This is a genomic window from Streptomyces sp. NBC_00775 (assembly GCF_036347135.1).
Lineage (GTDB): Bacteria > Actinomycetota > Actinomycetes > Streptomycetales > Streptomycetaceae > Streptomyces > Streptomyces lutosisoli.
In genome coordinates this window covers 6,901,043-6,914,030 of the sequence record NZ_CP108938.1, presented here as the reverse complement: position 1 = coordinate 6,914,030, position 12,988 = coordinate 6,901,043, and the positions used below count along the sequence as shown (strand labels likewise).

Below are 12,988 nucleotides of genomic sequence, written 5' to 3'. Positions count from 1 at the left end.
TTCCACGAGGAGGTGGAGCGGCGATGGCGAGCATCAAGGACGTTGCCGCGGAGGCCGGCGTATCCGTCGCCACGGTCTCGCGCGTCCTGAACGATCATCCGTCGGTCAGCGAAGACGCACGCACCCGCGTGCTGGCCGCCGTACAGACCCTGGGCTACCGCCCGAACGCCGTCGCCCGCTCCCTGCGCACCGACCAGACCCGCACCCTCGGCCTGGTCATCAGCGACGTACTCAACCCGTACTTCACCGAACTGGCCCGCTCCGTCGAGGAGGAGGCCCGCGCCCACGGCTACAGCGTCATCATCGGCAACGCCGACGAGCGGCCCGACCTCCAGGACCACCATGTCCGTACGCTCCTGGACCGGCGCATCGACGGCCTCCTTGTCTCCCCCACCGACGGCGGCTCCCCCGGAATGCTGGACGCCGCGCGCGCGGGGACGCCGATGGTCTTCGTGGACCGCTGGATCCCGGGCGTGGACGTGCCCGTCGTGCGGGCCGACGGGCGGGCGGCCGTACGGGATCTGGTCGCGCATCTGCACGGGCTCGGGCACCGCAGGCTCGCGATCATCGCGGGGCCCGCGGCGACCACCACCGGCAGCGAGCGCGTCGAGGCCTTCCGGGAAGCCCTGGCCGAGTACGGGATTCCCCTCCCGGACGCCTACATAGGGCAGGGCGACTTCCAGGCCGAGAGCGGACGGCGGGTCACCGAGGGGTTCCTCGACCTGCCCGAGCCGCCCGAGGTCGTCTTCGCCGCCGACAACCTGATGGCACTCGGCGCGCTGGACGCCATCCGCGCGCGCGGGTTGCGGGTTCCCGAGGACCTCGCGCTCGCCGCCTTCGACGACATCCCGTGGTTCGTGCACACCGATCCGCCGATCACGGCGATCGCCCAGCCGACGGGCGAGCTGGGCAGGGCCGCCGTACGCGCCCTGATCGACCGTATCGAGGGGCGGCCCCCGCGGTCCGTCACCCTCCCCGCCCATCTCGTCGTACGCCGCTCGTGCGGCGAGCCGGCCCCCCTCCCGCACTCCCCCGTAACGAACAGGAGTAAGTCGTGAGCAACCAGGACGAGTTGCTGCGCATCGAAGGCATACGCAAGGCCTTCCCCGGCGTGGTCGCGCTCGACGGCGTCGACTTCGGTCTGCGCCGGGGCGAGGTGCATGTGCTGCTCGGTGAGAACGGCGCGGGCAAGAGCACCCTCATCAAGATGCTCTCCGGCGCCTACCGCCCCGACGCGGGGCGGATCCTGGTAGGCGGTGAGGAGGTGCGCATCCATGGCGCACAGGACTCCGAGCGCCTCGGGATCGCCACCATCTACCAGGAGTTCAATCTCGTTCCCGATCTGACGGTCGCCGAGAACATCTTCCTGGGCCGGCAGCCGCGCCGCTTCGGGCTGATCGACCGCAAGACGATGGAGGCCCAGGCCGCCGGACTGCTCGAACGCGTCGGGGTGAACGTGTCCCCCCGCGCGCGGGTGCGCGAACTCGGCATCGCACGCCTCCAGATGGTCGAGATCGCGAAGGCCCTGAGCCTGAACGCACGCGTCCTGATCATGGACGAGCCGACCGCGGTGCTCACCTCCGAAGAGGTCGAGAAACTCTTCACCATCGTGCGCCGGCTGCGCGAGGACGGCGTCGGCATCGTCTTCATCACCCACCACCTGGAGGAGATCGCCGCCCTGGGGGACCGCGTCACGGTCATCCGCGACGGCAGGAGCGTCGGGCAGGTCCCGGCCTCCACCTCCGAGGACGAACTCGTACGCCTCATGGTGGGCCGGTCCATCGAGCAGCAGTATCCGCGCGAGCGTGCCCACGGTGACGACGGCTCCGGGTCCGCGCTGCTGACCGTCGAGGGGCTGACCCGTGACGGGGTCTTCCACAACGTCAGCTTCGAGGTGCGGGCCGGTGAGGTCGTCGGCATCGCCGGGCTCGTGGGGGCCGGACGTACGGAGGTGGTCCGGGCCGTCTTCGGCGCCGACCCCTACGACAAGGGCGCCGTGAAGGTGGCCGGTGCCGAGCTGCGCCGCCATGACGTGAACGCCGCGATGGAGGCCGGCATCGGGCTCGTCCCCGAGGACCGCAAGGGCCAGGGGCTCGTGCTCGACGCGTCCGTCGAGGAGAACCTCGGCCTGGTCACCCTGCGGGCGGCGACCCGTGGCGGGCTCGTCGACCTCAAGGGCCAGCGGGAGTCCGCCGCGCGGATCGCCGAGCAGCTCGGCGTCCGGATGGCGGGCCTCGGCCAGCACGTGCGCACCCTGTCGGGCGGCAACCAGCAGAAGGTCGTCATCGGCAAGTGGCTGCTCGCCGACACCAAGGTGCTGATCCTCGACGAGCCGACCCGGGGCATCGACGTCGGCGCCAAGGTCGAGATCTACCAGCTCGTCAACGAGCTGACGGCAGCCGGTGCCGCCGTCCTGATGATCTCCAGCGATCTGCCCGAGGTGCTCGGCATGAGCGACCGGGTGCTGGTGATGGCGCAGGGCCGGATCGCCGGCGAACTGTCCGCGGCCGAGGCCACCCAGGACTCCGTGATGGCACTCGCCGTCAGCACACCAACCCATGCAACTACCGCTGTGGAGGGCTCCCGTGGCCACTGACACGCTCAAGAGCACGACGGGCGCGAGTGGCGCCTCGGCGGTCCGCCGCCTCCTGCTCGACAACGGGGCGCTCACCGCGCTCATCGCCCTCGTCATCGCGATGTCGGCGCTGTCCGGCGACTTCCTGACGACGGACAACCTGCTCAACATCGGCGTCCAGGCGGCCGTCACCGCCATCCTCGCCTTCGGCGTCACCTTCGTGATCGTCTCGGCGGGCATCGACCTGTCGGTCGGCTCGGTCGCCGCGCTGTCGGCCACCGTCCTCGCCTGGATGGCGACTTCGGAGGGCGTCCCCGTCTGGATCGCGGTGATCCTCGCGGTGGCCACCGGCATAGCGTGCGGCCTGGTCAACGGTGTGCTGATCTCGTACGGGAAGCTGCCGCCGTTCATCGCGACCCTCGCCATGCTCTCGGTGGGCCGCGGTCTCTCGCTGGTCATCTCGCAGGGCAGCCCGATCGCCTTCCCCAGCTCGGTCTCGCACCTGGGTGACACGCTGGGCGGCTGGCTTCCGGTGCCGGTCCTCGTGATGGTCGTCATGGGCCTGATCACCGCCGTGATCCTGGGCCGTACGTACATCGGCCGCTCCATGTACGCGATCGGCGGCAACGAGGAGGCCGCGCGCCTGTCCGGCCTGCGGGTGAAGAAGCAGAAGCTCGCGATCTACGCCCTCTCCGGTCTCTTCGCGGCCGCCGCGGGCATCGTCCTCGCCTCCCGCCTCTCCTCCGCGCAGCCGCAGGCCGCGCAGGGCTACGAGCTCGACGCGATCGCCGCGGTCGTCATCGGCGGCGCCTCGCTGGCGGGCGGCACCGGCAAGGCGTCCGGGACGCTGATCGGCGCGCTGATCCTGGCGGTGCTGCGCAACGGGCTGAACCTCCTGTCCGTGTCCGCGTTCTGGCAGCAGGTCGTCATCGGTGTCGTGATCGCGCTGGCGGTGCTGCTCGACACGGTGCGGCGCAAGGCCGGGGCGGCTCCGGTGGCTGTCGGCACTTCGGGCGGCGGCAAGGGCAGGCAGGCGGCCACTTACGTGATCGCCGCCGTGGTCGCGACCGCGCTCGTGGGCGCGATGTCCTTCCTGCACACCGGCTCGTCCGCGGCGACGACGCGGAAGCTGGGCCTGTCCCTCTCCACCCTGAACAACCCCTTCTTCGTACAGATCAAGGCGGGTGCGCAGGAGGAGGCCAAGAAGCTCGGCGCGGACCTGACCGTCACGGACGCGCAGAACGACGCCTCGCAGCAGGCCAACCAGCTCCAGAACTTCACCAGTTCGGGCGTCGACTCGATCATCGTCAACCCGGTGGACTCGGACGCGGCGGGCCCGTCGGTGCGCTCCGCGAACAAGGCCGACATCCCCGTCGTCGGCGTCGACCGGGGCGTGAACAAGGCGGACACGGCCGCGCTCGTCGCCTCCGACAACATCGCGGGCGGCAAGCTGGGCGCCAAGGCGATGGCCGAGAAGCTGGGCGGCAAGGGCAAGATCGTGATCCTCCAGGGTCTGGCCGGTACGTCCGCGAGCCGTGAGCGCGGCGCGGGCTTCGCCGAGGGTCTGAAGGCCTACCCCGGTATCGAGGTCGTCGCCCAGCAGCCGGCCGACTTCGACCGCACCAAGGGCCTCGACGTCATGACGAACCTGCTCCAAGCCCACCCCGACATCCAGGGCGTCTTCGCCGAGAACGACGAGATGGCGCTCGGCGCGATCAAGGCGCTCGGCTCCAAGGCGGGCACGTCGGTCTCCGTCATCGGCTTCGACGGCACCCCCGACGGTCTGAAGGCGGTCAAGGCGGGCACGCTGTACGCGTCCGTCGCCCAGCAGCCCAAGGAGCTCGGCCGGATCGCGGTGGAGAACGCGCTGAAGGCCGCCGAGGGCAAGAAGGTCGAGAAGACGGTGATGGTGCCGGTGAAGGTGGTCACCAAGGAGAACGTGGCCGGCTTCGGCGGCTGACCCGGCCGGCGGCCGGACACACACGCGGGCGGCCGGGCGGCCGGGCGGTCACACTGACCGCCCGGCCGCCTCGACTCACGTACGGGCCGCCTCAACTCACCTACACAGGGAGACAGTTCATGTACGACTACGACCTTCTGGTCGTGGGATCGGCCAACGCCGACCTGGTGATCGGGGTCGAGCGCAGGCCCGCGGCCGGCGAGACGGTGCTCGGCTCCGACCTCGCCGTCCACCCCGGCGGCAAGGGCGCCAACCAGGCGGTCGCCGCCGCCCGCCTCGGGGCCCGCACGGCCCTGCTGGCCCGGGTCGGCGACGACGCGCACGGCCGGCTGCTGCTCGACTCGCAGCGGGCGGCCGGCGTCGACACCGTGGGCGTGCTCGTCGGCGGGGCGCCCACCGGGGTCGCGCTGATCACGGTGGACCCGTCCGGGGACAACAGCATCGTGGTCTCACCGGGGGCGAACGGCCGGCTCACGCCCGAGGACGTGAGCGCCGCCGGAAGCCTCTTCCAGGCCTCCCGGGTGGTCTCGGCACAGCTGGAGATCCCGCTGGAGACGGTCGTGGAGACCGTACGGAATCTCGCCGCCGACGGCCGCTTCGTACTGAACCCCTCGCCGCCGCGCCCGCTGCCGCGCGAGGTGCTGGCCGCCTGCGATCCGCTCATCGTCAACGAGCACGAGGCGCGAGTGATCGTCGGTACGGCTCTCGGGGACTCCCCCGAGGACTGGGCGACCGCCCTGCTCGCCCTCGGTCCGCGTTCGGTGGTCATCACGCTGGGCGCGGGCGGCGCGCTGGTGGCCGAGCGGGCGGGTGCGCGGGTCCGGGTGCCGTCGGTGAAGGTCGAGGCCGTGGACACGACGGGCGCGGGCGACGCCTTCACCGCCGCGCTGGCCTGGCGGCTGGGGCTCGGGGAGCCGCTCGCCAAGGCCGCCGGATACGCGGCCCGGGTCGGTGCCGCCGCCGTGACGCGGCCCGGTGCGCAGGAGTCCTTCCCGACGGCCGAGGAGGTGGCCTCCCTGTGCGGAAGTCCGGAATTCTGAACCGTCATCTCGCGGGCGCGCTCGCCGAGTTGGGCCACGGGCACGAGGTCCTGGTGTGCGACGCGGGGATGCCGATACCGGCGGGCCCACGGGTGGTGGACCTGGCGTTCCGGGCCGGGGTGCCGTCGTTCGCGGAGGTGCTGGACGGGCTGCTGGACGAGCTGGTGATCGAGGGCGCCACCGCCGCGCACGAGGTCCGCGCGGCGAACCCGGCGGCGACGGCGCTGCTGGAGGCTCACTTCCCCGCGCTCGAACTGGTCCCGCACGAGAAACTGAAGTCCCTGTCGGCGGGCGCCCGGCTCGTCGTACGCACCGGTGAGGCACGGCCGTACGCGAATGTGCTGCTGCGCTGCGGGGTGTTCTTCTAGCCGGAAAAAACTTCGAGGGGCCCGATCCGTCGACCGGGCCCCTCGGCTTTCCCCTCCGTATCAGAACCCCCGCGATCCCCCCAGATCCCCCTCCAGAAGTCCTGATGCCAAGTACGACCCGCGAGGTACGGGAAGGGTTGCACGGTCTCTTCAAGTTTTTTTCGGCATGACGACGAACCGGGGCAGACGTAGCTTTTCAGGCATGAGCTAAGGCAGGAGGCCCCGCCCCAGGGCGTGGCCACCCTGGGCGGCCTGGCGAGCGGCGGCCTCATGGCCGGGGTGCTCGCCAAGGCCGCGGGACCGGTCGCGAAAGCCGTCGCCAAGAAGACGGGCCTGCCGCCCGCGACCGTCTCCCGGGTCGTCGAGATCCTGATTCCGGTACTGCTGACGGTCCTGACGAAGCGGGCGGCACGCGGCACCCGGAAGTGAGCGGTGCCGCCCGCGACGTGCCCGTGCCCCCACGGACTTACTGGATCACGTGCTCCACGAACCGTGCCGCCGTCTCCGCCAGCACCTCGCGCCCGTCCCGTGCCCACAGCCCGTCGTTGAACAGCTCGACCTCGATGGGACCGGTGTAGCCGGCCGCCTCGACGTACGCCTTCCACTCGCGCATGTCGATCGAGCCGTCGCCGATCTGGCCGCGGCCGTTGAGGACACCCTCGGGCAACGGGGTGGTCCAGTCGGCGAGTTGGAAGGTGTGGATACGGCCGGTGGCGCCCGCGCGGGCGATCTGGGCGGGGGCCGTGTCGTCCCACCAGATGTGGTACGTGTCCACCGTGACGCCGACCTGGTGCGCGGGGAAGCGTTCCGCGAGGTCCAGGGCCTGGGCGAGGGTCGACACCACGCAGCGGTCGGCGGCGTACATGGGGTGGAGCGGTTCGATGGCCAGCTTGACCCCCCGCTCCTCCGCGTACGGGCCGAGCTCCCCCAGCGCGTCGGCGATCCGCTCCCGGGCGCCGTGCAGGTCCTTCGAACCGGTGGGCAGGCCGCCGGAGACCAGGACCAGCGTGTCCGTGCCGAGCGTGGCCGCCTCGTCGATCGCCAGGCGGTTGTCGGCGAGGGCCGCCGCCCGCTCGGCCGGGTCGATCGCCGTGAGGAAGCCGCCCCGGCACAACGTTGTCACCGTCAGACCCGCGTCACGGACCAGCTTGGCCGTCGCCTCGACGCCGTACGACTGGACGGGCTCGCGCCACAGGCCCACGCCGGGGACACCCAACTCCAGGCAGGTGTCGACCAGTTCGGGCATCGACAGCTGCTTCACCGTCATCTGGTTGATGCTGAATCGCGCGAGAGAGGTCACTGGTTCACTCCGTACAGCGACAGCAGGTTCTTCATACGGGACTCCGCGAGCTCCGGGTTCGGGAACAGGCCCAGGGTGTCGGCCAGTTCGTAGGCGCGCGCGAAGTGCGGGAGCGAGCGCGCCGACTGGAGGCCGCCGACCATGGTGAAGTGCTCCTGGTGGCCGGCCAGCCAGGCCAGGAAGACCACGCCCGTCTTGTAGAAGCGGGTGGGCGGCTGGAAGAGGTGGCGGGACAACTCGACGGTGGGGTCGAGGAGTTCGCGGAAGCCCTTCACATCGCCGGTGTCCAGGACGCGTACCGCCTGCGCCGCCAGCGGGCCCAGCGGGTCGAAGATGCCGAGCAGCGCGTGGCTGAAGCCCTGTTCGTCGCCCGCGATCAGCTCGGGGTAGTTGAAGTCGTCGCCCGTGTAGCAGCGGACGCCGACGGGGAGGCGGCGGCGGAGGTCGACCTCCCGCTGGGCGTCCAGCAGCGAGACCTTGATGCCGTCGACCTTGTCGGGGTGCGCGGCGATGACCTCCAGGAACACCTCCGTCGCCGCGTCCAGGTCGGACGAGCCCCAGTAGCCCTCAAGGGCCGGGTCGAACATCGGGCCCAGCCAGTGCAGGATCACGGGGTCGGACGACTGGCGCAGGAGGTGGCCGTAGACGTCGAGGTAGTCCTCGGGGCCGGAGGCGGCCGCCGTCAGCGCCCGCGAGGCCATCAGGATCGCCTGGGCGCCCGACTCCTCGACGAGGGCGAGCTGCTCCTCGTACGCGGCCCGGACCTCGGCCAGGGACGCCGGCCCGGTGAGCTGGTCCGTGCCGACGCCGCACGCGATGCGGCCGCCGACCGCCCTGGCCTCGGCGGCCGAGCGGCGGATCAGCTCCGCCGCGCCCGCCCAGTCCAGGCCCATCCCGCGCTGTGCGGTGTCCATCGCCTCGGCGACGCCGAGGCCGTGGGACCACAGGTGGCGGCGGAAGGCGAGGGTCGCGTCCCAGTCGACGGCGGCGGGCGAGTCCGGCGAGACGTCCGCGTACGGGTCGGCGACGACGTGCGCGGCCGAGAAGACCGTACGGGAGGCGAAGGGGGCTCCGGTGGTGAGGGCGAGGGGGGTGGCGCGTGGCTCGTACGCCCTCGACCGGCCATCGCCGGACGGCAGTTGGATGGTCACAGGGAGATCTCCGGTACGTCGAGACGGCGGCCCTCCGCCGAGGACTTCAGGCCCAGTTCGGCGAGCTGGACGCCGCGGGCGCCGGCCAGGAGGTCCCAGTGGTAGGGCGCGTCGGCGTAGACGTGCCGCAGGAACAGCTCCCACTGGGCCTTGAAGCCGTTGTCGAACTCGGCGTTGTCGGGGATCTCCTGCCACTGGTCGCGGAAGGAGTAGGTGGCCGGGATGTCGGGGTTCCAGACCGGCTTGGGGGTCGAACTGCGATGCTGGACGCGGCAGTTGCGCAGCCCGGCCACCGCCGAGCCCTCCGTGCCGTCCACCTGGAACTCGACCAGCTCGTCGCGGTTGACGCGCACCGCCCAGGAGGAGTTGATCTGGGCGATGGCGCCGCCCTCCAGCTCGAAGATGCCGTACGCGGCGTCGTCGGCCGTGGCGTCGTAGGGCTTGTCCTGCTCGTCCCAGCGCTGCGGGATGTGGGTGGCGGTGAGTGCCTGGACGGTGGTGACCCGGCCGAACAGCTCGTGCAGGACGTACTCCCAGTGCGGGAACATGTCGACGACGATGCCGCCGCCGTCCTCGGCGCGGTAGTTCCAGGAGGGGCGCTGGGCCTGCTGCCAGTCGCCCTCGAAGACCCAGTAGCCGAACTCCCCGCGGATGGAGAGGATCCGCCCGAAGAAGCCGCCGTCGATGAGCCGCTTGAGCTTCAGCAGCCCCGGCAGGAACAGCTTGTCCTGGACGACGCCGTGCTTGATCCCGGCGGCGTGCGCGAGGCGGGCCAGCTCCAGGGCGCCGTCGAGGCCGGTCGCGGTCGGCTTCTCGGTGTAGATGTGCTTGCCCGCGGCGATGGCCTTCTTGAGCGCCTCCTCGCGGGCGGAAGTCACCTGCGCGTCGAAGTAGATGTCGACGCTCGGGTCGGCGAGGACCTCGTCCACGTCCGTGGACCAGTGCTCCAAGCCGTGCTGCTCGGCGAGCGCCTTCAAGGCGTGCTCACGGCGGCCGACGAGCACGGGTTCGGGCCACAGCACGGTGCCGTCGCCCAGGTCGAGGCCGCCCTGCTCACGCAGGGCGAGGATCGAGCGGACGAGGTGCTGGCGGTAGCCCATGCGCCCCGTCACGCCGTTCATGGCGATACGCACCGTCTTGCGTGTCACGTCATTCCCCTTCGTACACGGGTTCCGCGCCGCGTACGCCCCACTGACGAACTGGTGAGCGTGACAGCAAGCGCTTTCTATCCAGAGAGAAGCTAGCCTCTCTGCAGCGGTCTGGACAAGACCGTGACGAGGACGAGTTGTTCGAGGGGGCGAACAACGGGGGCTGGTGGCCTTAAGGTCTGCACAGGCCGTGGCCAGGGGAAGCGGTATGCGCGACTTACACCCCCGTGTTCGACGAGGCACGACTCGGCTCGACGACGTACGAAGAGGTACGACGAAATGCGCGACCGGAGGACTACGAGATGACGGTGACCCTGGCGGACGTGGCGGCCCGCGCCCAGGTCTCCCCCGCGACGGTGTCGCGCGTGCTGAACGGGAACTATCCCGTGGCCACTTCCACCCGTGAGCGGGTCCTGCGCGCGGTGGACGAGCTGGACTACGTACTGAACGGACCGGCGAGTTCACTCGCCGCGGCCACCTCCGACCTCGTCGGAATCCTCGTCAACGACATCGCCGACCCCTTCTTCGGGATCATGGCGGCCGCGATCCAGTCGGAGATCGGCGGCCCCGGGGGGCGCGCGGGCGGCGAGCGGCTCGGGGTCGTGTGCAACACCGGCGGCTCCCCGGAGCGCGAACTCACCTACCTCACGCTCCTTCAGCGCCAACGCGCCGCCGCGGTCGTGCTCACCGGCGGCGCCGTCGAGGACACCGCGCACGCCAGCGCCGTCTCCGCGAAGCTGCGCAAGCTGGCCGAGGCCGGGACCAAGGTCGTCCTGTGCGGCCGGCCGCCCGCGCCCGAGGCCGCCGAGGCGATCGCGCTCACCTTCGACAACCGCGGGGGCGGCCAGCAGCTCACCGAGCATCTGATCGGGCTCGGACACCGGCGGCTCGGCTACATCGCGGGCCCGCAGGAGCGCACGACGACGCGGCACCGTCTCGAAGGCCACCGGGTCGCGTTGGCCGCGCACGGTATCGAGGACGATCCGCGATGGACGGTGTACGGCCGCTACGACCGCCGTTCCGGGTACGAGGCGACCCTCGAACTCCTGCGCCGTGACCCATCGTTGACGGCTGTCGTCGCCGCGAACGACACGGTGGCGCTCGGTGCGTGTGCCGCGCTGCGGGACTCCGGGCTGCGTATCCCGGACGACGTGTCCGTCGCGGGGTTCGACGATCTGCCGTTCAGCATCGATGCCGTGCCCGCGCTCACCACCGTGCGGCTTCCGCTCTCCGAGGCGGGGGCCCGGGCCGGGCGGATCGCCATGGGGCGGGAGGAGCCGCCGCCTGGGGGGATCGCTACGGTGCGGGGGGAGTTGATGGTGCGGGGGTCCTCCGGAGGGCCGCGGTTGTAAGCGGGCCGGTGGTTGATCGGGCATCCGGCGTTGATGCGGGGCTCGCTAGGGGCTGCGCCCCCAGACCCCGTTCGGTTGTGTGTCGGCTGCGGGCCGGTGGGGGCTGGTCGCGCCCACGCGGCGGAGCCGCATATCGACACAGCCCCGCGCCCCTGAACAACCGCCGGCCCGCCCCAGGCGCCTTTAAGGGGCGCGGGGAACTGCGCGACCAGCCCCCACCACGCCGCACCCAACAAACAAACCCACGCCACCCACCCACCCAAGGGGCGCGGGGAACTGCGCAATCTTTTAGGGGCGCGGGGAACTGCGCGACCAGCCCCCACCACGCCGCACCCAACAAACAACCCCACCCCCACCCACCCAAGGGGCGCGGGGAACTGCGCAATCTTTTAGGGGCGCGGGGAACTGCGCGGCCAGCCCCCACCCACCCGCACCCGACACACAACCGAACGGGGTCTGGGGCGGAGCCCCAGGAACGGGATGGGACGGGTAGGGGCGGCGGGGGCGAATCTCGTGGGTGTGGACGGCGTCGTGCAGGCGCCCGGCGGCCCCGACGAGGACACCGAGGACGGTGTGAAGCGCCCGCTGGAACTGGTCTCCACGGTCACCAGCAAGACGGGGGTGGACGTGTGCGTCTACCGGGCGGGCGACGAGGGCTAGGCGGTGCGTGGGTGTCGGTTCTATCCTCGGAGCGTCGGTATCTCTGACTGAGTCAGCCATAAATCCGGGAATCCGGGGGCGATCATGACGGTTCAGGACATCCGCTCCTTCAACCGCTTCTACACGAACGTCATCGGCGCGCTCGACTACGGGCGCCACCTCTACGCGCCGTACACCCTCACCGAGTCACGCGTCCTGTACGAACTCGCCCACTCCCCGCGCACCGACGCGGTGGACCTGCGTACCGAACTCTCCCTGGACTCGGGGTACTTGAGCCGGATCCTCAACAAGTTCGAGCAGGACGGGCTGGTCGAACGGGCCCCGTCCGAGCAGGACCCGCGCCGCCGGCGGATCACGCTCACCGCGCGGGGCCGGGACGCCGCCGACCTGCTCGACGAGCGGGCCCGGGAAACCGTCGGGGCGCTGCTCGCCTCCGTGGCCCCGGACGACCGGCAGCGGCTCGCGGAGGCGATGCGTACGGTGCGGACGATCCTGGGCGACGACCGGGTCCCCCGCCGCGAGGACGTCGTGCTGCGCGAGCCGGGGCCCGGTGACCTCGGCTGGATCGTGCAGCGCAACGCCGCGCGGTACGCGGCCGAGTTCGGGTGGAACACCGACTACGAGGGCCTGGTGGCGAGGATCGTCGCCGACTTCGCCGAGGACCACGATCCGCACCTGGAGCGGGTGTGGATCGCCGAGCTCGACGGGCGGCCGGTGGGCTGCGTGATGTGCGTACGGGACGACGCGCCCGGAACCGCCCGGCTCCGGCTGCTCCTCGTCGAGCCGGACGCGCGCGGGCTGCGGATCGGGGACCGGCTCGTCGAGGCCGTCATCGGCTTCGCGCGCAGCGTCGGCTATCGCGAACTCGTCCTGTGGACCAACGACGTCCTCGCCGCCGCCCGCCGCATCTACCAGCGCCACGGCTTCGTCCTCGTCTCCGAGAAACCGCACCGCTCCTTCGGCGTGGACCTCCTCGGCCAGGACTGGCGGCTGGACCTGCACGGCGCTTCCGACTGACCTGGGACCGAGACCCAAGGGGGCTCTGCGGAAGGCTGGAGCCCCCGGCCCACTACACCTCGTGGAGCAGCCAGAGCGACAGCGTCAGTACCCCCACACCGCGTACGGCGATCAACGCCAGGTTCAGCCGCCGCAGCCGCCCGCCCTCGCCGCCGCCAAGCCACAGGGTCCAGCTCACCGCCAGCGACACGGCCACCGTGACGATCAGGGCGGTCGCGGGCGCCACCATGTACAGCTCGCTCCGCCCCCGCCACAGCAGACGGCACCACCACACCACGGACACGGCGCTGACCAGCGACTCGGCCACGGCGGCGGTCCGCCGTTCACGCGAACCGAGACCCCATCCCCGTTCCCGCTCCCGTTCCCGCTCCCACACCCGTTTCCGGGCTCCCCCCAGGACATCTGCCATGCCGCGGA

The 12,988-nt window shown here is 71.4% G+C and carries 13 protein-coding genes; 9 read left to right on the top strand and 4 right to left on the bottom strand.

The window, feature by feature from the left end:
- The first annotated feature begins 23 nt into the window (after positions 1-23).
- The 6 genes from OIC96_RS30810 to OIC96_RS30785 all read left to right on the top strand — a co-directional run bounded on the left by OIC96_RS30810 (position 24) and on the right by OIC96_RS30785 (position 6,372).
- Positions 24-1,058, top strand: coding sequence for a LacI family DNA-binding transcriptional regulator (locus OIC96_RS30810; RefSeq protein ID WP_330304729.1), 1,035 nt, complete (start codon positions 24-26; stop codon positions 1,056-1,058).
- The gene (locus OIC96_RS30805; RefSeq protein ID WP_330304730.1) at positions 1,055-2,596 is read left to right on the top strand and encodes a sugar ABC transporter ATP-binding protein; all 1,542 of its coding nucleotides are present in this window, start codon (positions 1,055-1,057) and stop codon (positions 2,594-2,596) included. The genes OIC96_RS30810 and OIC96_RS30805 overlap by 4 nt, the downstream gene beginning before the upstream one ends.
- Positions 2,586-4,535 carry an ABC transporter permease/substrate-binding protein gene (locus tag OIC96_RS30800; protein WP_330304731.1) on the top strand — a complete coding sequence of 650 codons (1,950 nt, stop codon included), beginning with the start codon at positions 2,586-2,588 and terminating at the stop codon, positions 4,533-4,535. Before OIC96_RS30805 ends, OIC96_RS30800 begins: the two co-directional genes overlap by 11 nt.
- 119 nt (positions 4,536-4,654) lie before the next feature.
- Entirely contained in the window at positions 4,655-5,575 is a 921-nt protein-coding gene (locus tag OIC96_RS30795) for a ribokinase (protein WP_330304732.1), read from the top strand.
- Positions 5,554-5,943: a D-ribose pyranase gene (rbsD, locus tag OIC96_RS30790; protein WP_330304733.1), complete on the top strand. Its 390-nt coding sequence runs from the start codon at positions 5,554-5,556 to the stop codon at positions 5,941-5,943. The genes OIC96_RS30795 and rbsD overlap by 22 nt, the downstream gene beginning before the upstream one ends.
- 234 nt (positions 5,944-6,177) lie before the next feature.
- Positions 6,178-6,372 (top strand): hypothetical protein, encoded by a 195-nt coding sequence (locus tag OIC96_RS30785; RefSeq protein WP_330304734.1) that lies wholly within the window; start codon positions 6,178-6,180, stop codon positions 6,370-6,372.
- Between the two features lie 37 nt (positions 6,373-6,409).
- Here OIC96_RS30785 and OIC96_RS30780 read toward each other — a convergent pair whose 3' ends face one another.
- Genes OIC96_RS30780 through OIC96_RS30770 form a run of 3 tightly spaced genes read right to left on the bottom strand, consistent with a single transcriptional unit; the run spans position 6,410 to position 9,542 of the window.
- Positions 6,410-7,243 (bottom strand): sugar phosphate isomerase/epimerase family protein, encoded by an 834-nt coding sequence (locus OIC96_RS30780; RefSeq protein WP_330304735.1) that lies wholly within the window; start codon positions 7,241-7,243, stop codon positions 6,410-6,412.
- Entirely contained in the window at positions 7,240-8,394 is a 1,155-nt protein-coding gene (locus OIC96_RS30775) for a dihydrodipicolinate synthase family protein (RefSeq protein WP_330304736.1), read from the bottom strand. The genes OIC96_RS30780 and OIC96_RS30775 overlap by 4 nt, the downstream gene beginning before the upstream one ends.
- Complete coding sequence (locus OIC96_RS30770) at positions 8,391-9,542, bottom strand: Gfo/Idh/MocA family protein (protein ID WP_330304737.1); 1,152 nt, start codon at positions 9,540-9,542, stop codon at positions 8,391-8,393. The genes OIC96_RS30775 and OIC96_RS30770 overlap by 4 nt, the downstream gene beginning before the upstream one ends.
- 302 nt (positions 9,543-9,844) lie before the next feature.
- Here OIC96_RS30770 and OIC96_RS30765 point away from each other — a divergent pair, with 302 nt between their 5' ends.
- The 3 genes from OIC96_RS30765 to OIC96_RS30755 all read left to right on the top strand — a co-directional run bounded on the left by OIC96_RS30765 (position 9,845) and on the right by OIC96_RS30755 (position 12,571).
- The gene (locus OIC96_RS30765) at positions 9,845-10,894 is read left to right on the top strand and encodes a LacI family DNA-binding transcriptional regulator (protein WP_330310112.1); all 1,050 of its coding nucleotides are present in this window, start codon (positions 9,845-9,847) and stop codon (positions 10,892-10,894) included.
- Between the two features lie 480 nt (positions 10,895-11,374).
- Positions 11,375-11,554 (top strand): hypothetical protein, encoded by a 180-nt coding sequence (locus tag OIC96_RS30760; protein ID WP_330304738.1) that lies wholly within the window; start codon positions 11,375-11,377, stop codon positions 11,552-11,554.
- Positions 11,555-11,638: 84 nt separating this feature from the next.
- Positions 11,639-12,571 (top strand): bifunctional helix-turn-helix transcriptional regulator/GNAT family N-acetyltransferase, encoded by a 933-nt coding sequence (locus tag OIC96_RS30755; RefSeq protein WP_330304739.1) that lies wholly within the window; start codon positions 11,639-11,641, stop codon positions 12,569-12,571.
- A 52-nt stretch (positions 12,572-12,623) separates the two neighbouring features.
- On the opposite strand, the gene OIC96_RS30750 is transcribed toward OIC96_RS30755, so the two are convergent.
- The gene (locus tag OIC96_RS30750; RefSeq protein WP_330304740.1) at positions 12,624-12,980 is read right to left on the bottom strand and encodes a hypothetical protein; all 357 of its coding nucleotides are present in this window, start codon (positions 12,978-12,980) and stop codon (positions 12,624-12,626) included.
- Between the last annotated feature and the right edge of the window lie 8 nt (positions 12,981-12,988).

Excerpts from the sequence above, each read along its gene's own strand:
- OIC96_RS30755 (WP_330304739.1), top strand. The coding sequence starts at position 11,639 with ATGACGGTTCAGGACATCCGCTCCTTCAACCGCTTCTACACGAACGTC.
- OIC96_RS30760 (WP_330304738.1), top strand. The coding sequence starts at position 11,375 with ATGGGACGGGTAGGGGCGGCGGGGGCGAATCTCGTGGGTGTGGACGGC.
- OIC96_RS30795 (WP_330304732.1), top strand. The coding sequence starts at position 4,655 with ATGTACGACTACGACCTTCTGGTCGTGGGATCGGCCAACGCCGACCTG.
- OIC96_RS30750 (WP_330304740.1), bottom strand. The coding sequence starts at position 12,980 with ATGGCAGATGTCCTGGGGGGAGCCCGGAAACGGGTGTGGGAGCGGGAA.
- OIC96_RS30765 (WP_330310112.1), top strand. The coding sequence starts at position 9,845 with ATGACGGTGACCCTGGCGGACGTGGCGGCCCGCGCCCAGGTCTCCCCC.
- OIC96_RS30810 (WP_330304729.1), top strand. The coding sequence starts at position 24 with ATGGCGAGCATCAAGGACGTTGCCGCGGAGGCCGGCGTATCCGTCGCC.